Below are 18,763 nucleotides of genomic sequence, written 5' to 3'. Positions count from 1 at the left end.
GCTTCCTTTTTTATAACTGTGCGTTTTCAGGCGCGGACCGGGCGCTTGAGACCTGTCTGAAAAAGGGATATACAGAAGAATGGGAGAAGCATGGTGTTCAGAAAGGAAGAGAGTACGCGATACTGACGGACGAAATATCCCGTGCCTGGTCAGGTATGACCACAAGGGAATGTAAGAACCTGAAGGGACTGAAGAAAGAAAATCTCCGCGACAATAAGAGCGATATGGAGCTGGCCATGTTTGCTGAGGCTTCCGCAAGAGACATTTCCAAAGCCGAGAAGCCGGAAGGGCTTCCGGCTTCGCTGGAGAATTTTCAGGAACATTTTCCTGAGATGTTACAGTTCACATTCGGACCCCTCTGATTCTGGCCCGAGTGTGACTTGTAACGTTTTATCAAAAACAACGGAATATGCCGGAAAAGGCGTCATTGCGCCTCCCGTCCTGACGTAGTAAAATGGAACCAAACCACGGCAGGAAGGGAGGCGTATTGTATGGCATGGAAACCGCTGCCGATATGGGTGGACAATTTTGAAGAGTTGATTACAAAAGACTATTTCTTTGTAGATAAAACCCTGTTTATCCGGGATCTTCTGGATATGAAAGGGGAAGTGAATCTTTTTACACGGCCCCGCCGTTTTGGAAAAACGCTGAATATGAGCATGCTCCGGTATTTTTTTGAGATGGAAGAGGACAATGCCGGAAGACTGTTTGCAGGCACAAAGATTATGTCCGCCGGAGAAGAGTATCTGAAATGGATGGGGCAGTTTCCGGTTATCAGCCTTACGCTGAAGTCCATGAAGCAGGCGACCTGGGAGTTGTCCTTTGAGATGCTGAAAAAGGCGATAAGAGAGGAATATTCGCGCCACTGGAAAACAGTGGAGGCCAGCGGACGGCTGAATGACGCTGACAGAGAGCGCTTCCAGCGTATTCGGGATTTGAAAGGTACGGACGCGGATTATGCGGATGCGCTGAAATTTCTGTCCGAATGCCTTTATATTTGTACGGGCAGAAAAACCATCATTCTGATTGACGAATATGACGTTCCTCTGGAAAACGCGCATTTTGCAGGATTTTATGAGCAGATGACTGCATTGCTCCGTTCTTTGTTCGAATCCGCGTTAAAGACCAATGAGAATCTGGAATTCGCGGTGATGACAGGCTGCCTGCGGATCAGCCGGGAATCCATATTGACGGGACTGAATAACCTCAAGATTATGCCCATCACCGCAGAGGATTATGCGGTGTATTTCGGGTTTACGCCGGATGAGGTGGAAGCAATGCTGAGATTCTATGATCTGGAAATGAACCTGAAGACGGTACAGAGGTGGTACGACGGCTATCAGTTTGGCAGCACAGAGGTGTACAATCCCTGGAGCGTCATTAATTATGTACAGTCCTGTCGGACGAATAAGGACGCCTTTGCCCGCCCCTACTGGTCCAATACCAGTTCCAACAGCATCATCCGCACCCTGGTGGAGAAGGCCGACCTGTCCGTGAAGCAGGAGATCGAAGCCCTGATAGAGGGCAAGACGATTACGAAGCCGATTCATGAGGACATCACCTATGAAGACATGGACTCCACCCAGGACAATCTGTGGAACTTTCTGTTTTTCACCGGCTATCTGAAAAAGATCCGGAAGCAGCAGGAGGGAGAGACCATCTACATGGAGATGGCCATACCAAACAGCGAGGTCCGTTACATCTATAAGAATACGGTTCTGCGCTGGTTCGAAGAAAAGACGGACAAAAAGGAACTGTCGCCGCTCTATGAAAGCATTCTGAACGGAGACACGGAAAAAATGGCGGAGATTCTCTCGGAGAACCTGATGGAGACCATCAGCTTTTATGATTATCAGGAAAGCTACTATCACGGCTTTCTCGCGGGAATGCTGAAAAACATCGGAAACTATATTGTCCTGTCCAACCGGGAATCGGGGAACGGAAGACCGGATATTATCCTGAAATATCCCAGCGTCCGGGGCAAGGCAGTCATTATTGAAATCAAGGTGTCCGGGACCTATCAGGGTTTGGAGGATAAATGCGATGAGGCCCTGCGCCAGATAGAAGAGCAGAAATATGAGGAAGCTCTGCGGCAGGAGGGGTATCAGAATATCATGAAGTACGGAGTCGTCTTTTACCGGAAGGAATGTATGGCCAAGCTGGGGCAGGCCGGAAGTGAGTCAAATACCCCGCAGCAAGCTGACGGGGCATGAAAATAGTTAGCGCAGCTTAAGCTGCGGGAATAAAGAAAGCAGTATCAGACCGATAAGGGATGTGCCGTATATCTGTGGAAACAGTGTTTTCGCAGATATGCGGCATTTTCTTTTTGCAGGCAGCGCCTGTAAATCCCATAAATTATGGGAATCGGCTTAATTGCCTGACAAAAATCTGTATGATATGCTGAAAATCAGGAAAATGCCGTCTGAAGAAGGAAAAATGCCGGGAGGAACCGGAAGGAATAAAAAAGAAGGATAATGAAACAGGGAAGTCATTTCAGCATCAGGAATACAGATAGAAAGAGGTGGAAATACAGGTGAAAAAGAGGCTTTGCAGACAGTGGAAGAAAATCCTGGGGAGACTGCGGCGCTGGCTGGGAGCAGGGAGAAGGGACAGAAAGGACAAAAGTGTCAAAAAGACTCAGGCTTCAAAGGAGCGGCAGCTTTCACAGGAGGAGCTGTTTCTTCAGGTATGGACGCAGGCCCTGACTGAGAGGGCGGAAGTGTTTAACGGATTGTATGGGGGACTGCGGAGGCTTCAGGCAGGAACGGCAAAGAAAAAGGAGAAGATCATCGGCGAGTGGTGGAACCGCGCCCGCTATCAGTGGGAGGGAAGCCCGCTGGAAGAGATCAGCCGGAAAGTTCTGGAGCCGCTGCGGGAATCAGGCACAGAAGAGGAGTACCGCAGATGGACGGAACTGCTTCTTAGAGCCGCTGAAGCGGCGGGGATCACGCAGGACGCGCCGGGCGAGGCCGTGCTGGATGAGCTCACAGCAAATGCCTATACGGAATGGGAAGGAAAGCAGCTTTATCTGGGAGATCATGTGGAAATTCTGTTTCCGGCCTGGTATCAGAATGGGCGCGTAGTCGAACAGGGAAACTGCAGAAGTCTGGAGACAGAGGAGGGATAGACAGGATGGCAGCACAGAGAATCATAGGTGTAGATTTCGGAACCAGCACTTCGGTGATCCGGGTGAAGCGGTATGAGGGTGGGAAGCCGGCAGGAGGCAGCGCAAAGCTTGACACCTGTTCTGTGATATTTAACGGGATGTACCCGGCGGTGCCCACGGTAATTCAGAGAGTTGGAGACAATACCTATTATGGATATGATGCGCTGATATCGAGAAAAAAAGCCAGGACGCATCAGGGGTTTAAGGTAAAGCTGGAAAGTAATATTCAGAAAGAACAGGAAGAAGCCCGCGCGCTGACGGAAGAGTTCCTGGGGTATCTGGGCCGCTGTTATAGGGAACAAAGTGAAGGAGGCCATCTGGGGGAACCGGATGATCAGGAGAGGACGCTCATCAGCTATCCGGTGAAATGGAGCGAAGAGACAAAAAAATTTATGATACAGGCGGCAGAGAAAGCAGGCTTTCCCAATGTGGAAGGTATGGATGAGGCCCAGGCTGCTGTTCACGCGGCAACTCTGCAGTGTGAGACGTATCTGCAGAATCAGGGATATCTGGAACCGGGACAGACCTGTACGATTTTATTGATAGATATGGGGGCAGGTACTACAGATCTGGTGCTGTGCCGGTATACGCCGGGAGAAAAATCAGAAAATGAGATTCTGTGTACCTGGCCAAGAAAAGGCGATGTGCTGTTTGGGGGACAGGAAACAGATGACCTTCTGCGCAGCTTTGTGCAGAACCGCCTGCCGGAGGAAGCGTCTCTGATATTGAAAAATTTTGGAAATGAAAAGTTCAAGGCATGGAAGGAAAATCTGGTGTCACCGGCGCTGCTGCGGGGAGATGAGGTGGATGGGTTTGCGGATCTGGATTCCAGCCTGATGATGCTGGGTCTCGATGTGGGGGATTACGGCCTGAACCGTGCAGTGTTTGAACGATGGGCAGGGGAATATCTGAAAGGCCTGCCGCAGCTGGTACGCGGCTGCATTCAGGAATCGGGAATCAGTCCGTCAGAGGTAGAGCTGGTGGTTCTGACCGGCGGCCACAGCCAGTGGTATTTTGCAAAAGAGATTCTGAGCGGGCAGAAGCCGAAGATCTGTGAAACGCTGCTTCCGCAGATAGCGGCGGATGCGGGGAGAGTGATTTCCATATCCCGGCCTCAGGAGACGGTGGCGCTGGGGCTGGCATATCTGCCGCTGACTGTGGAATTGCCGGATTTAGACGCAGAGTTTGTTTTCGGGGAGGCAGGAAAGGGATATACCGTCATAAAATATACAGGAAAGGCAGAGACCGTTGTGATTCCGGCAAAGTATCAGGGACAGCCGGTGACAGCCATAGGAGCAGAGGCCTTTGCATACCGCACAGAATTGAAACGGCTGATCCTTCCGGAAGGAATTGAACGGATAGAAATGGGAGCCTTTCTCGGCTGTTCTGCTCTGGAGAGCGTGGAACTGCCGCAAAGCTGCACCTATATCGAAAATGGAGCGTTTATTCTGTGCGATAAAATTCAGTCAGTGAAGCTGCCGGGAAGAATTCAAAAGCTTGGCGCGGCGGCGTTTCCCAATGAGGTTATGCAGACTTTGGAAATCCCTGCAGGCTGTGAGCTGATGAGCGTAAATATTACATCTAAAAACAAGGATAATTCTGAGGACTCAGGTGCTTCAGAAATGACAAAGGCCGCCGTCGTGAAGGAGCCAGGGATTCTGGATAAGGTGGAGGATGCGATGAATAAAGTAAACTGGGGACATGTGGCGTACGCGACCATGAGAATTCTGAAGATTCTGTCGGGAGGCGGCTGAGAGATGCCCCGGGAAAACAGGAATAACGATATCAGCCGTTTTCGTGCCGCTCTGCAGGAGCTGGAAAACGGTTCTGAGGAAGGAGTGCCTATGCTGAATCTCACATTTACACTCGACACCCCCGGCTTCGCAGACGGTGTTTACCGCGTCCGCGCGAAGGGCTTTCTGGCGGCGGCCCTCTGGTGGGCCGCCGCCGGGAAAGCCCTGGCGGACTGGTCCGCTTTTGCGTACATACCTGTCGCTCCTTCCGGAGACGGCGTCTTCCGCTTCCGCGGAAGACGCGCCGTCCCTCCGGAAGCGACGCATATTCTGGTCCGGGCTGTCTGCCCGGACCTTCAGCGCTGGGAAGAAGCCCTCTTCCCGCTTCCGGAAGGATGGAGCGGGTCGCAGGCGGCTTATTTCAGACTCCAGTCTGCGTTCCCCGATCCGCAGGATGCTTTTTCCAGGCTCCAGCCCGTGTCTTCCGATCCCCAGCCTGCACCTCCCGGTCTGCTGAACAGCCGGGAAGGAGGGCTTCGCCTCTGCGTCATGAGCGATCTGCATCTGACGAAGGATACAGGCAGAATCCGCAGAGCTCTCGGGTGGGCGGCAGAGGTGGACGGACTGCTGCTGGCGGGAGATCTGGTGAATGACGGTCTGCCCGGCCAGTACCGGCTGCTTCAGCAATGTCTGGAGGAGCTTCCCGGAAGCCTTCCGGTTTTTGCGGTAAACGGAAACCATGATATGCCGCAGAAGCCGCTTCCCTGTATTTCGCAGGAGACGGACTATACGGCCTTTCAGGCCTGGCTTGAGCAGCGGGCGGCGCGGCAGGGGATTGAATGGCGGCAGGATGAAAGCGGCGCCTATTCCGTCAGGCTGGGCCCGGCGGAAATCATCGGCCTGAATGCGGCGGGCCACTGGCGTAAGTTTCTGTTTCCGGAGGAAAGACAGCTCCGTTTTCTGGAGGAATGCCTGCAAAAAGAAGAAGCAGAGCGCGGCAGGGGCTGGAGAGTGATTCTCTGCCACGCGCCGCTTCTGGCGCACAATCCACAGCGGAAGCCGGGCGGTACGCCCTATCTGAACCGGGACCGGGAGCTGCAGAGGATTGTGGATGGACAGGAACGAGTCATTTTTATCAGTGGACACACACATTTTTCTCCAAATGTTCCAGAGGGCTGCGTGGAATACGAACCGGAAGCCAGGCGTCTGTACCTGAATGCCGGAAGCGTACGGCCCACTGAGATGGGAACGGGAAGGCCGCGCGCCGCCGCAGGAGATTCTGCTTATGACGATGTACTGCTCCCGGGAGAATGGGCCAGCGGCGTCTTCTGGGAACTGCGGCTTAACAGACCGGCGGAAAGGAAAAGAACGGCAGCGAAGGAAGACTGGCCTGGAGCCGGGCAGGCCGCGGCCGGAGGTCTGGAGATCTGCGCCCGTTCTGTGCATACAGGCCGCCGCTATCCCAGGGGATATTACTGTTTTTCGTGAGGAAGCCTGAAGGCAGGTATGCTTTTCCGCTGACAAAAATGCAGTTTTGAACGGTAAAACGGAAGGAAAAAGTCTGCAGGTTTTTGAACATGATATGCTTTCAGCAGGATGAAAGTCCGGGAATACGTTGAACAGATTTTTGAAGGCTTGCTGAAGCAGAGAGGAGAGTGAAAAAGATGAAAAAGTCACAGGAGATGATTGACAGAATGCTTGAAAACGCGGAGGTTTTTCTCGCAGAGGGGAAAGCAGACAGGGCCTTTTCCACATATGTGGAGATTATCCGGATGTGTCCTGATTTTACGGCTCAGTACAATCTGGGAGTATTGTTTGCCCAGGGAAGGGGGACCGGACAGAATTTTCTGGAAGCGGCTTACTGGTTTGAGCAGGCAGCCAGAGAGGGAGACGAAGAGGCGGAAAAGCTCTGCCGCCGCTGCACGGTGGAGTTTCTGCAGCAAAAAACGGCGGCCGGCTCTGCCAGAGAGCTTTTTGAGGCAATGGCTCATTTTTCCTTTTATGTCTGGCCGGAAAAGGATGTCAGAATAACGGCAAATAAACAGATATTTTCTGTTGCGGCCTGGCATTTCAAGAGAGAAGAATACGCGGATGCGGCGAAGCTGTTCCGCGCTGCCGCAGAGTTTGGCGGAGACGGTATGTCTCAGAATTATCTGGGAGTCCTCTACAATGCGGGTGCGGGAGTGGAAAAGAATGATCTGGCGGCGCTGTACTGGTTTGACCGGGCGGCGGATCAGAGGATTGCGCCGGCAGAAAAAGACAGGGACGGGATTCTGAATGCTTACCGGAGCAGCTTAAGCCCGGCGGAATTTTACGAGCAGATGAATCTGCTGGGAGAATACTGCGCCTTCGGCACAGAGGATATTCCCCGGGACGCCGCCAAGGCAGAGCGCTGGCGGCAGGCGGCAGTATAGGAAAATGAGAAATGAAAAAGAGGTGAAAGTAAGAATGAATGAGCCGAATAAGAAGATGCCATTTGCGGAGCCGAAGCAGGGAAGCAGACGGGTCGTGGTGATGGGAGGTTCCTTCAATCCTCCGACGCTGGCCCATCTGAGGCTGATGAGGGCCGCTGTGGATGCCCTCGGCGCGGAAAAGGGGATTTTCGTTCCCTCAAACCATGCTTACGTTGAAAGGAAGATGCGGCGGCAGAGGCAGGAAAAGGAGGTGCTGCCGGAGGATATGCGCCTGGAAATGCTCGCCGCCATGTGTAAAGAGGACAGCAGACTGGCTGTGGATACCTGTGAGTATGGCCGGGACCCGAGCGCGAAAACCTTCGAGACTATGGAAACAATTCAGGAAAAGTATCCGGAGGCTGAGCTCTACTTTGTAGCGGGAGGAGATAAGCTGGCAGTCATCCCGCGCTGGCACAGAAAAGAAGAATTTCTCCAGAGATTCAGGCTTCTGGTAACCAGAAGAGAGGGAACCTCGCCGGAGAGCGTGATAGAGAAGCAGCCGTTTCTGAAGCAGCACGCAGATGCGTTTGTGCTTCTCGCGGAACCGGAAGGAATAGAAAATATCAGCTCTACGAGAGTCCGCAGCCTTCTGAGGGCCGGTGATGAGAGGGTGGCGGAACAGCTGCATCCACTTGTGTGGGAAATCCTGCTAAGAGAAGGAAGGCTGAACAGGAACGCAGATATCACAAGCTTTCGCGGCGCTTATGATTTCCTGAGTAATTTTTACGCTACTCCTGTGGAATATGAAGGACTGGTTTATCAGAATGCGGAAGCCGCCTTCCAGGCGCAGAAATGTCTGGACCGCCCGGAGAGGGAAGGCTTCTGTGAGCTTCCGGCGAACAGGGCCAAAAGGCTGGGACGCCAGGTAAAGCTCCGTGGTGACTGGGAAGAAATCAAGACAGAACTGATGCTGGAGATTGTCCGGGCCAAGTTCACGCAGAATGAGGAGCTTGCCGCGCGGCTGCTTGCCACAGGGGACCGCAGGCTGGTGGAGGGAAACACCTGGCATGATGTCTTCTGGGGCGTGGATCAGAGGACCGGGCAGGGCGAGAACCATCTGGGCCGGATTCTGATGCAGGTAAGGAACGAACTGAAAGAAAGAGCGGCCGGAGAAAAATGAGGGCAGGAAACTCACAGGAATCGGCAGAAATGCAGCGAAGGAAACTCACAGGAATCGGCAGAAATGTGGTGAAGAAAATCACAGGAAGAGAGGAAGCAGGGATGGATGAAAGAGAATATTATAAGCGCCTGGCAGCCGCCTATCTGAGAGGCAGAGCCGGACGGATCGGACAGAGTTCCACGGAAGAGGAGGAGCCGAAGCTGTATCCGTTCAAGCGCGGCCACAGAGAGCTTCCCCGGGTGAGAAAGGTCCTTGGCTTCCTGCATGCCGTCCAGCCGGAGAGCCTGCTGGATGTGGGAAGCGGAAGAGGAGTTTTCCTGTTTCCCTTTCTGGAAGAGTTTCCGAAGACAGAGACCGTGTCCATCGATGTGCTGCCGCGCCGGGTGGAATTTCTGCAGGATGTAAACCGGGGCGGAATCACGAGACTTCGGGCAGTGCAGGCAGATCTCTGCGGACAGCCGTTTCCGGACGGTTCCTTTGACGTGGTGACGGCGCTGGAGGTGCTGGAGCACATTCCCGATGTGGAAAGCGCAGTGCGGGCGGCGGTGCGGATGGCCAGACGGTATGTGGTGGTGACGGTGCCTTCAAAGCCGGACGACAATCCGGAGCACATTCATCTGCTGACAAAAGAGAGACTGACGGAGCTTTTTGAGGCGGCGGGCTGCCGCCGCCTGCATTTTGACGGAGTGCCGGGACACCTGTTTGTGGCTGCGCCGCTGGGAAAGGAAGGATGACGGAAGGATCTGCGGCCGGAAAGAAGAACTGCAGAAAACAGGAAGAGTATGGAGAAGGCAGGGAAAGGAGAGCATATGGAAAGACAGACGCAGTCAATGATCAAATATCCCCGGACGCCTCATCTGGAAGGCTCCCGGCTGCAGCCGGGAGACGAGGAACTGTCTCAGATTCCGTTTTCGGAGATTGCGGGGCGGAATCTGGCAGTGGAAGAAAAATGTGACGGAGCGAATTCCGCGGTTTCCTTTTCGGCGGATGGAGAGCTGCTGCTCCAGAGCAGAGGCCATTATCTGACGGGAGGATACCGGGAGAGACATTATGCGCTGATGAAGCAGTGGGCCGCCGTCCACAGGGACGCTTTTTATCAGGTCCTGGGCAGCCGTTACATCATGTACGGCGAATGGATGTATGCGAAGCATTCGGTCTTTTATGACGCCCTGCCCCACTATTTTCTGGAGTTTGACGTGCTGGACAGGCAGACCGGGCGTTTTCTGGATACGTCTTCGAGACAGCGGCTTCTGGCAGGGCTTCCGGTGGTGTCGGTTCCGGTACTGGCACAGAAAAGCTTTGCCAGGAGGGAGGAACTGATGGGGCTTTTGGGCGTTTCCCGTTTTATTACTTCCGACCACAGAGAAAGGCTGCGGAAAGTAAGCGGACGCCTTGGCCTTGACCCGGAGCTGCAGTGCCGGGAGACAGATCCCTCCGGGCTGATGGAGGGCCTGTATCTGAAGGTGGAGGAAAATGGGCAGGTGGCAGCGCGGCTGAAATATGTGCGGGCGTCCTTCGCCCAGTGCGTGGATGAGTCAGGCACACACTGGCTGGAGCGTCCCATTGTGCCAAATCAGCTCTGTGTGCCGCTTGAAAAGCTGTTTGAATCCTGCGGACAATGAGCAGCGGAGAGCTGGCAGACAGAAAGAAAGACAGGAGGAGGTGAGCGGCTGTGAAGAGCAGAGAGGAGCTCTTCCGGTGTTTTCCGGAAGGACCGGACTGGGACACAGACTGGGAAGGGGTGGAGCGGCATTTCTGTATTCAGAAGTTTGCGGAGGGTATGAGGGGGACGCCTCAGGATCCTGTCTGGCACGGGGAAGGGGATGTGTGGACGCATACGAAAATGGTCTGCGAAGCCTTAAGCGCCATGGAAGCGTTCCGGGCGCTGCCCCGGCGGCAGAGGCAGGAGCTTTTTCTGGCTGCCCTGCTCCATGATGCGGGAAAGATACGCTGTACCAGGGTGGAAGACGGGCGCCTGAGAGCTCCCCGCCACGGGGTAGCCGGCGCGCATATGGCCAGGGAGCTGCTCTGGAGGGAACTCGGCATGGCCGGCACGCCGGAGCTTCAGAATTTCCGCGAAACGGTCTGTACGCTGATCCGGTATCACATGGAGCCCATACACCTGGGGGAGAATGAGGACAGAAGGAAACTGATCCGGATCGCTGCGGCCGGAGAGCTGGCGGGCGATTTTCAGCTCTCTCTGCTCTGCCTGCTCTCCAGGGCGGACGCCGTGGGGCGGCTGGCAGAGGACACGGCGGAACTGGCCGAACGGGCCGCCTTTACGGAGATTCTGGCCGAAGAGCTGGGATGCCTGGAAGGTCCGAAGGCTTTTTCCTCCCCATACGCCCAGAGAGCCTACCTGAAAGGAAAGCTTGCCTGGCCGGAGGGGGAGCTTTATGACGATACCTGGGGCGAAGTGGTTCTGATGTGCGGCCTGCCCGGCACAGGGAAGGACACCTGGATCCGGGAGCATTATCCGGGGCTGCCCGTGGTGTCGCTGGATGAGATCCGCAGGGAAATGAAGGTTTCCCCTGCAGAGTCCCAGGGGCAGGTGGCGGCTGAGGCCAGGGAGAGGGCGCGGGCATATCTGCGCGCGCGGCAGCCCTTTGTGTGGAACGCCACCAGCCTGACGCCGGAGCTCCGCAGAAAGAATACAGAACTCTTTGAGTCCTATAAAGCATCGGTGCGGATTGTATTTCTGGAGACAGGCTGGAAAGAAGGCCTGCGGCGCAACCGGGAGAGGGGACATGCAGACTCTTCCCAAACGGTGCCGGAGGGCAGTATCGTGAGGATGCTGGAGAAGCTGACGCCGCCGGAGCGCCAGGAGGCGCAGCAGGTAGAGTGGAGAAGTACTTGACATCTTTGGATTTTCTGACCTGAAAGGACGCTTTTTAAAAATGGGATGTGCGTCAGAAAGGAGGAGCAGCGGATGACAGATAGAATAGATATGATTCGCAGCGGAATTTACGGAGTATGTGTGGGAGACGCGCTGGGAGTGCCGGCAGAATTTCGCAGCAGGGAGAGCCTGAAGCGGAAGCCGATCTCGGAGATGTCTGGCGGAGGGACATATGGACAGCCGGAAGGGACATGGTCGGACGATGGCAGCCTGACCCTGTGCCTGGCTCAGAGTATCGGGGAAACAGGGGGCGTCCATGCCCATGATATCATGGAGCGTTTCCTGGACTGGTATGAGAATGGGAAATACTCTCCGTGGGGGGAACGGTTCGACTGCGGAATTACAACGGCGCAGGCGCTGTTCCGGTATAAAGAAGGGGTGGAGCCTGTTCTGTGCGGTGGGAATAAGGTGTCCTCCAACGGAAATGGTTCTCTGATGAGAATACTTCCCGCAGCGTATTACCTTTATTCCAGATTCGGCGCGGATCTTACGAAGTCCCGGAAGGCGATGGACATTGTCCATAAAGCTTCCGCACTGACGCACCGCCATGCCATTGCGCTGTCTGCCTGCGGAATCTATGCCAATATCGCGGTTCGCCTGATGGAAGGCGTGGATCGGGAGACGGCTGTCAGAGATGGGGCTGGGGCAGCCCTCGGCTGGTACAGGCGGCATGAAAAATTTGCGGAGGCGCTGCCGATCTGGGAGCGGATTCGGGATACGGACAGCCTGGCGGAACTGCCGGAGACGGAGATAAAAAGCGGCGGCTATGTGGCGGATACGCTGACGGCGGCTCTCTGGTGCTTTCTTACCACGGGCAGCTACCGGGACTGCGTGCTGACGGCGGTTAATCTTGGAGAAGATACGGACACTACCGCCGCCGTAGCGGGAGGGCTGGCTGGGCTGGCCTACGGATATGGAGATATCCCAAAGAGCTGGCTGGCTGCGCTGAAGGGAAAGCCGGTCATCGAGGAAGCGTGCACTTCGCTGCTGCGGGGGATGGAGGGAAAGACTCCAGAAAACGGCGCCTGCGGCGTAAATACGGAGAAGGAAGCGCAGGCTGCTTATATGCTGAGAGAGAATCTGAAGGAGGCAAAGGCAGACAGGACAAGAGAAAAGATCATCGTGATGGGAGGTTCTTTCCATCCGCCTACCATCGCTCATTTTAAGCTGCTTCAGGCTGCTGCAGACGCAGTAGGGGCGGACAAGGGCATCTTCGCTCCGGCGTCAGGGAAATACATAGAACACAAGCTGAAAAGGAGCGAGCCATCCTGTAAGCTCATGACGGATGAGCTGAGGATTCAGATGCTGGAGGCGGTGTGCAGGGAAGATCCCCGGTTTTCCGTAGAAACAGGAGAGATGGGGGAAGATGCAGGCAATCATGCGTATGATACTCTCTGCAGAGTACAGAAAAAATATCCAAATGCCAGGATTTTTTATCTGGCTGGCTGCGATAAACTGCAGATCATGCCGCGCTGGAGACATATCCGGGAGCTGCTGGAGCATTTTCAGGTTCTGACAGCGGCCAGAAGCGGGCAAAAGCCGGAAACGGTGATTGCGCGCAGCCGCTTCCTGTATGAAAACTGCGCAGGCTTTCTCTCCTTCCAGATGCCGGACGGCACGGAAGGGATCAGCTCATCCCGGCTGCGCAGATGCCTCCGCGATCATGACGAGCAGGCCAGGGACATGGTGACAGATGAGGTTTGGGAGATCCTTGTGGAAAAGGGTTACGCAGATCTGGACTGTATCAGCCGATTTACAGGCAGATACGCGTTCCTTGGCAACTTTTATGACGCGCCTGTAGAATTTGGAGGAATCCGGTACAGGAACAGTGAGGCGGCTTTCCAGGCGCAGAAGTGTGAGGATGAGGAAAAGCGCCTCTGGTTCGCCGGACTGGCGCCGGGCAGGGCAAAGTCCCTCGGCGGCAGGGTCAGGCTCCGGGAGGATTGGGAAGAGGTTAAGACAGGCCTGATGTTGGAGATTGTCCGGGCAAAATTCACGCAGAACCCGGAGCTTGCCGAAAAGCTTCTGGCTACCGGCGGGAAAAGGCTGGTGGAAGGCACCACATGGAATGATACCTGCTGGGGAATCGACATCCATACAGGAAAAGGGGAAAATCGGCTTGGGAAAATTCTGATGCAGGTGCGGGACGAGCTGAAGGAAAATCAATACTTTAGCTCATAAAATAGCCTTCAGGCAGCATTGAAACCACATGTTAGGGCGTCCCGCATATATTGGGGCAGTTTCTGAATAAATCTGGCTGCCAAACAGCATGTATTTTGCAGGTTTTGGATATATACAGCATTTTCCCGTTCTGATATCCAAAAGTACCATTATCATAGCTGAATATTGCTTTTCTTCCTCGATATCAGCTGCGGATTATACATATGGAGAAAAAGCAGCCTGCTATGTCCAAAATAAGTTCAATTGTTGGATATACACGACATATTTTCTCGTATATGTAAATAAGGGCGCTGCGCCAATGAATCTCCGGGAAATGCTTGCCATCTCACGCGGAAATTGGATGGCAGACACAATTTTTTATTGCATATATCCAAACGCCAGATCCGCAGCAGGTAGAATGGAGAATCACTTGACGTTTTTTTACATTTTTGATATCTTTTCATTGTTCCGGAGCTGCCGGTTTTGCGTTCTGGCAGCTCTGGCATATTTGTACATTTTGGACGACAGTGCAGAAGCTGTCCTGTTTTACCGGAAGCTTTGCTTCCATGCCGATCGGCAGAAGAGAAAAATATAAAGATCTGATTTTCACAGCCCATATCGGGCAGCAAAATCCAGGGATAACAAAAATAATACCCTCAGTTGACAAGAGCACACACGGTCAGGACAGGGCTGTTTCAGCGTCCTGCTGCGTTGCTTTTCTCTCTGCGTACGTCCAGTACGCGTCGTTCAAGTGTCTTGCAGGGCACTGAAACAGCCGCTGCCTGACTCTTCGACCTCCAGTAGGCCTAATTACGGTAGTTTCAAGGAATCGGAATGAGGTGTACTAAACGTACGCCGATTGACGATGACGCAGAAAATGCCGTAATTAGGCCGCTGGAGGCGAGTGTGTCCTTGTCAACTGAGGGTAGGAAAGGGGAAGCAGAAACTTTAAATCCGCTGTTGTCTGGCTGATGTAATTTATTTATAATATAGGTAGCTTCTGAAATATGTTTCTGCGAAGCATGCGTATGGAGCAAAGAAACGCTTCCGGCAATTCTGGTAAGCATGGCAGCTACCCGCGGGAAGATCGTGCGCTGAAAGCGGCGGCTCAGCTGATGGGAGAGGAGCTGCTGGCCCTGATGGGGCTGAAAGGAAAAATCAAGAGAACCCTTCCGACAGAGCAGGTGCAGCTTAAAACAGAAGATTTTTTTGAGGATTTCAATTATGAGATGGAAGACGGAAAAATCCTGCATCTGGAATTTGAAAGCGACAGTATTACGAAGGATGATCTGAGACGGTTTCGCGTCTATGAAGCGATACTCAGTTACCAGTACAAAAGAGAAGTGACTACCTGTGTGCTCTGCACAGCCGACACAAGAAAACCTATGGAGCAGCTGGTAAATGGCATGAGCTGCTATCATGTCAGAGTTGTCTGCCTGAAGGATTGGGATGCAGACACGCTCATTCGAGACTTGGAAGAAAAACAGAAGATAAAGCGCCTGGAACGTGAGGAACTGTTGAAGGTGATTCTGACACCTTTGATGAGTGGAAAGCTGCCTCAGTCCGAACGTATCCGGCGGAGCCTTTTCCTTCTCCGGGGAGAGCAGGAAAATCAGGAGAAATCTGAACTGTTAAAAATGCAGGCAGTGCTTTACACGCTTGCGGAAAAATTTGTCCAGAAAGAGGAACTGGAGAAAGTGAAGGAGGAGTTTTATATGACGCGTCTGGGACAAATGATATTTGATGATGGAGTAAAGAAAGGAATGGAAAAGGGAATGGAAAAAGGAAGGGAGAGCGGCCTGGAGCTGGCCAAACAGATTCTCCGTCTGGCAGGAGAAAACGTTCCTGTGCAGGAAATTGCCAGACGGCTGTCTGCTACAGAAGAAGAGGTCAGGCAGATACTGAACTGAACATCGGAGATTTCGTGGGCGGAACGTTACGATTCACAGCCACCCGCCCGCATGCGCACTCGTCGCCTCTTTGAGGCTCCAGTTTTGCTCCTTACGGAGCTAAGACTGCTTATGTGGGCGGGGTGACTGCTTTACAGTCCTGATTCAGACATGGAAACAGATGCTTACGTGCCAGCACGACACATCTGTTTCCATGTCTGAATCGGCTGTGAATCGTAACGGCGGAACAGATTGAAAATACAGGAAAGACCCCGGGAGATATCCGTGTGTACGGATGTTTCCCGGGGTCTTTGCGTGTCAGTATATGAAATTGTACGGAAAAATACTTTCAGGGCAGGCAAAAATGCCTGGAGCCGTTCCGGACCCTGCGGAGGGGTCATAATAGGGACATGACAGGAAGTCAACAGCTTATTTTCCCATAAAATATGGGAATCCATTCCGTTGCCTGACAAAAGGTCCTATGATATGCTGAAAATTAGAGAAATGTTGCTTTTTGGCGGCCAGAGCCGGCGCAGAAGCGCGGTGGAGCGGCTGAAAAGCGGGGAAGCCCTGAAAATCGAGGGAGAACGGAAGATGTTTGAAAATGGACTGCCGAATGTGGCGCTGCTTTTATTTACAATGCTGATATGGGGACTTTACTTTATGATTCTGGTCTCAAGTCCCAGAAATAAAGTAAACCAGTGGTGCTTTATCGCAGGCTTTCTGCTCAGCGTGGGCGTGCTGAAGGAATATATCTATTACGGCGGCTTTCTGGCCGGCCGCCAGGTGGCGCTGCTGGGAGTTGTCTATGAGGCAGATGAGCTGCTGAATTCGATTCTGACGGCGGTTCTTTATTATATGGCCATGCCCTGCGCGGTGATCTGCGGCCTGTATTTTGCAAGGCTGGATCAGCGTTTTCCCAGGCTTTTCCACCTGGCGGAGCTGGCCCTCTTTCTTCCCATGCTGTGCTTCTGCATTGTCTATCCCTGGAGTCAGACAAGGGTGATTCCCCTTACGAATGACAGCGCCTATACCATCGTGGCTTTCTACAATCTGATATACGGAGTGCTGGCTACGATTCCCATTGTCTGTACGCTTGCCAGGGAAAGAAACAGTTATTCCTTCCGGCAGAGGCGTCTTGTGTCGGTCATTGTGCTTCTGCCGCTCTGGTACTGGCTGATCACGATTTTCGGGTTTCATCTGCTGGGACTGGAGGACCTTTACAAGGTCTGGCAGGGGAATGTGGTCATTATTCTCTGTCTGTTTGTCTATTATCTGTATCATCTGTTCCACGAAGGGATCTGGGGAATGCGGCTGAGCCGGGAGCATTTTGACTGGTCTGAGGAGCCTGTAAAGATGCCGGAGAACACCAGATACATGGTGCATATGCTGAAAAATGAGATGGCGAAGCAGAGGCTCAGCGTGCAGTTCATCCGCGAGCTGGAGATTCCGGAGACGAGGGATGAGCTGAATATTATTGAGAGATCCATTGAGCATATTGAAAAGTTTGCGCAGAAGAGCACGGCCTATACAGGGGAAATTCATATAGAGGCGGAGCCTGTCAATATTCCGGAACTTCTGCGGACCGTGGCGGACGAGCAGACGGGGGCCTGGAGGGGGCAGGTGAAAATCGAAGCAGACGAGAGATACCCGGAGCTTATCTGCGATCCGGTACATATGCGGGAGGCCCTGGGGAATCTGGTGAGCAACGCGCTGGATGCCATGGGAGAGCAGGGAACGCTGACGCTTTCCTACCGGACGCCGAAGCGGGATGTGGCGCTGATTCGTGTGGCGGATACAGGGCGCGGGATTCCGGAGCAGGAGATAGGGAAGATATTTGAAATGTATTACAGCGGCTATTCAGATCTGCAGCATTTCGGCCTGGGACTTTCCTACTGCCGAAATGTGGTAAAGGCCCACGGAGGCTATATTCAGATTCGCAGCAGTACGGAGCCGGAGCGGCATGGGACCGAGTTTACCCTGTGTCTTCCGCGGAGGAAAAGGGGAAGGAGGAAGCCAAATGAGTGAGGAATTCCGGAAAGGGCCTGTAAAGGTGCTGATTGTGGAGGATGACGGGGACTTTGCCTTTCTGATCCGGAAGCTCCTGAGAAAGCAGGAGGATATCCTTGTGGCCGGATACTGCGCGGAGCCGGAAAAGGTGATGAGGATGGTGCTGGAGACTGAGCCGGATGTGGTGCTGATGGATCTGAATCTGGGAAAGTCTTCCGCGGACGGGATCGGTCTTTCCAGAGAAATTCGGATTCAGACGGATGCCAAGGTCCTGATCCTGACGGCCATCAATACGCCGGACATGATCATGCGGGCTGCCAGAGACGCTTTTGCGTCAGGCTATGTATTTAAGAATCAGCTTTCCCTTCTGGTGGAAAACATCCGTGCTGTCGCAAAGGAGTATACGGCGCAGGAATACCTGATCGCTTCCTCGGCCCTGTCCGTGCTTTCGGACGCGGAGATGGCCGTATTTCAGATCATGATGGGAAAGGAAAATGACTTCCACTCGTCGGCGAAGACGCTGGCGAACCAGAAGGGAAGAGTGATAAAAAAGCTGGGACTGAAGAATCAGAAAGAGGTTCTGCATGTGTTCCGGATGTTTCAGGAAAGGGGAGAAGAGCATGAGATGCCAGTATTGCGGAAATGAAATGAGAGAAGGGGCGCTGTTTTGCAGCCAGTGTGGAAACAGGGCGGTCTCCCAGGCCGCGCCTGTGAAAAAGATATGCCCGAACTGCGGAGAGGAGGGCGCGCCGGATATGCTCTTCTGTGAATACTGCGGGACGCGGCTCACAGAAAAGAGGATGCCGGAGCAGCCCGCGCCGCGGCCGGTACCGACACCGCAGCCTGTTCCGGTTCCACAGCCGGTTCCCGCGCCGCAGCCTGTTCCGGCTCCCAGGGGCCGCTTCCTGATGGAGCTGAATCTGATGTCTTATTATAAGGGGGAGCCTACTCTGGGAATCGCAAAGGCGACGGGCACTGTGAAGATCTATGACGACAGGCTGGAATTTCATAAAAAGATGGGGAACAGCGCTGCGTCCATGTTCGGAGCTGTGGGTATGCTGGCGGCGGCAAAGCAGGCGAAAAAAGACGGAGCTGTGGATGTCTACCGCTACCGGGATATGCAGAGCGCCAGGGAAGGAAGATACGGCGGCCTCTACCACACCATAGTCCTTGTCATGAAGGACGGACAGACACATTCCTTTGCCGGAACCCTGAACAGCGGGAAGATTCAGGAGGCAGTGGTGCAGATTGCCCGGAATCTGGGCTGACTGGCCGGGAAAGTCCGGCGTCTGGAAAAAAAGATTTTTCGAAAAAAGCCGGAAGAGACAGTACGAAT

At 53.7% G+C, this 18,763-nt stretch carries 14 protein-coding genes and 1 pseudogene; all 15 read left to right on the top strand.

Annotated elements, in window-relative coordinates:
• Positions 1-35 precede the first annotated feature (35 nt).
• Positions 36-293 (top strand): annotated as a pseudogene (locus B5E82_RS18830) (phage antirepressor protein); the annotation flags it as partial.
• Positions 294-491: 198 nt separating this feature from the next.
• Positions 492-2,213, top strand: a complete 1,722-nt coding sequence (locus B5E82_RS05780; protein WP_087306624.1) for an AAA family ATPase — start codon at positions 492-494, stop codon at positions 2,211-2,213.
• A 320-nt stretch (positions 2,214-2,533) separates the two neighbouring features.
• The gene (locus B5E82_RS18095) at positions 2,534-3,127 is read left to right on the top strand and encodes a hypothetical protein (protein WP_162610720.1); all 594 of its coding nucleotides are present in this window, start codon (positions 2,534-2,536) and stop codon (positions 3,125-3,127) included.
• 5 nt (positions 3,128-3,132) lie between these two features.
• Positions 3,133-4,920 carry a leucine-rich repeat protein gene (locus B5E82_RS05775; protein ID WP_162610719.1) on the top strand — a complete coding sequence of 596 codons (1,788 nt, stop codon included), beginning with the start codon at positions 3,133-3,135 and terminating at the stop codon, positions 4,918-4,920.
• Between the two features lie 3 nt (positions 4,921-4,923).
• Positions 4,924-6,387: a metallophosphoesterase family protein gene (locus tag B5E82_RS05770; RefSeq protein ID WP_087306622.1), complete on the top strand. Its 1,464-nt coding sequence runs from the start codon at positions 4,924-4,926 to the stop codon at positions 6,385-6,387.
• Positions 6,388-6,563: 176 nt separating this feature from the next.
• Positions 6,564-7,313, top strand: coding sequence for a tetratricopeptide repeat protein (locus B5E82_RS05765; RefSeq protein WP_087306621.1), 750 nt, complete (start codon positions 6,564-6,566; stop codon positions 7,311-7,313).
• A gap of 4 nt (positions 7,314-7,317) precedes the next feature.
• Positions 7,318-8,472, top strand: coding sequence for a nicotinate (nicotinamide) nucleotide adenylyltransferase (gene nadD, locus B5E82_RS05760; RefSeq protein WP_087306620.1), 1,155 nt, complete (start codon positions 7,318-7,320; stop codon positions 8,470-8,472).
• 29 nt (positions 8,473-8,501) lie between these two features.
• A complete protein-coding gene (locus B5E82_RS05755; protein WP_162610718.1) occupies positions 8,502-9,206 on the top strand; it encodes a class I SAM-dependent methyltransferase in 705 nt (234 codons plus the stop codon).
• 75 nt (positions 9,207-9,281) lie between these two features.
• Positions 9,282-10,094, top strand: a complete 813-nt coding sequence (locus tag B5E82_RS05750) for an RNA ligase family protein (protein WP_206415633.1) — start codon at positions 9,282-9,284, stop codon at positions 10,092-10,094.
• Between the two features lie 50 nt (positions 10,095-10,144).
• A complete protein-coding gene (locus B5E82_RS05745) occupies positions 10,145-11,329 on the top strand; it encodes an AAA family ATPase (RefSeq protein ID WP_087306618.1) in 1,185 nt (394 codons plus the stop codon).
• Positions 11,330-11,401: 72 nt separating this feature from the next.
• On the top strand, positions 11,402-13,549 hold the full coding sequence (locus tag B5E82_RS05740) for an ADP-ribosylglycohydrolase family protein (RefSeq protein ID WP_087306617.1): 2,148 nt from the start codon (positions 11,402-11,404) through the stop codon (positions 13,547-13,549).
• Positions 13,550-14,556: 1,007 nt separating this feature from the next.
• Positions 14,557-15,438 (top strand): hypothetical protein, encoded by an 882-nt coding sequence (locus B5E82_RS05735; RefSeq protein ID WP_140393095.1) that lies wholly within the window; start codon positions 14,557-14,559, stop codon positions 15,436-15,438.
• Between the two features lie 465 nt (positions 15,439-15,903).
• Entirely contained in the window at positions 15,904-17,445 is a 1,542-nt protein-coding gene (locus B5E82_RS05730) for a sensor histidine kinase (RefSeq protein WP_242966251.1), read from the top strand.
• The gene (locus tag B5E82_RS05725) at positions 17,438-18,073 is read left to right on the top strand and encodes a response regulator (protein WP_087164590.1); all 636 of its coding nucleotides are present in this window, start codon (positions 17,438-17,440) and stop codon (positions 18,071-18,073) included. The genes B5E82_RS05730 and B5E82_RS05725 overlap by 8 nt, the downstream gene beginning before the upstream one ends.
• Complete coding sequence (locus tag B5E82_RS05720; RefSeq protein ID WP_162610717.1) at positions 18,048-18,695, top strand: zinc ribbon domain-containing protein; 648 nt, start codon at positions 18,048-18,050, stop codon at positions 18,693-18,695. The genes B5E82_RS05725 and B5E82_RS05720 overlap by 26 nt, the downstream gene beginning before the upstream one ends.
• The last annotated feature ends 68 nt before the right edge of the window (positions 18,696-18,763 follow it).

The organism is Lachnoclostridium sp. An138, from assembly GCF_002160765.1.
In the GTDB taxonomy this organism is placed as follows: Bacteria; Bacillota; Clostridia; order Lachnospirales; family Lachnospiraceae; genus Laedolimicola; species Laedolimicola faecalis.
The sequence above is the reverse complement of the archived record's forward strand: the minus strand, read 5'-3'. Positions and strand labels throughout refer to the sequence as shown.

What these genes read in the sequence shown, in the direction of transcription:
- B5E82_RS05780 (WP_087306624.1), top strand. Translation starts at nt 492, where the DNA reads ATGGCATGGAAACCGCTGCCGATATGGGTGGACAATTTTGAAGAGTTG.
- B5E82_RS05775 (WP_162610719.1), top strand. Translation starts at nt 3,133, where the DNA reads ATGGCAGCACAGAGAATCATAGGTGTAGATTTCGGAACCAGCACTTCG.
- B5E82_RS05770 (WP_087306622.1), top strand. Translation starts at nt 4,924, where the DNA reads ATGCCCCGGGAAAACAGGAATAACGATATCAGCCGTTTTCGTGCCGCT.
- B5E82_RS05765 (WP_087306621.1), top strand. Translation starts at nt 6,564, where the DNA reads ATGAAAAAGTCACAGGAGATGATTGACAGAATGCTTGAAAACGCGGAG.
- nadD (WP_087306620.1), top strand. Translation starts at nt 7,318, where the DNA reads ATGAGAAATGAAAAAGAGGTGAAAGTAAGAATGAATGAGCCGAATAAG.
- B5E82_RS05755 (WP_162610718.1), top strand. Translation starts at nt 8,502, where the DNA reads ATGCAGCGAAGGAAACTCACAGGAATCGGCAGAAATGTGGTGAAGAAA.
- B5E82_RS05750 (WP_206415633.1), top strand. Translation starts at nt 9,282, where the DNA reads ATGGAAAGACAGACGCAGTCAATGATCAAATATCCCCGGACGCCTCAT.
- B5E82_RS05740 (WP_087306617.1), top strand. Translation starts at nt 11,402, where the DNA reads ATGACAGATAGAATAGATATGATTCGCAGCGGAATTTACGGAGTATGT.
- B5E82_RS05735 (WP_140393095.1), top strand. Translation starts at nt 14,557, where the DNA reads ATGGAGCAAAGAAACGCTTCCGGCAATTCTGGTAAGCATGGCAGCTAC.
- B5E82_RS05730 (WP_242966251.1), top strand. Translation starts at nt 15,904, where the DNA reads ATGCTGAAAATTAGAGAAATGTTGCTTTTTGGCGGCCAGAGCCGGCGC.
- B5E82_RS05725 (WP_087164590.1), top strand. Translation starts at nt 17,438, where the DNA reads ATGAGTGAGGAATTCCGGAAAGGGCCTGTAAAGGTGCTGATTGTGGAG.
- B5E82_RS05720 (WP_162610717.1), top strand. Translation starts at nt 18,048, where the DNA reads ATGAGATGCCAGTATTGCGGAAATGAAATGAGAGAAGGGGCGCTGTTT.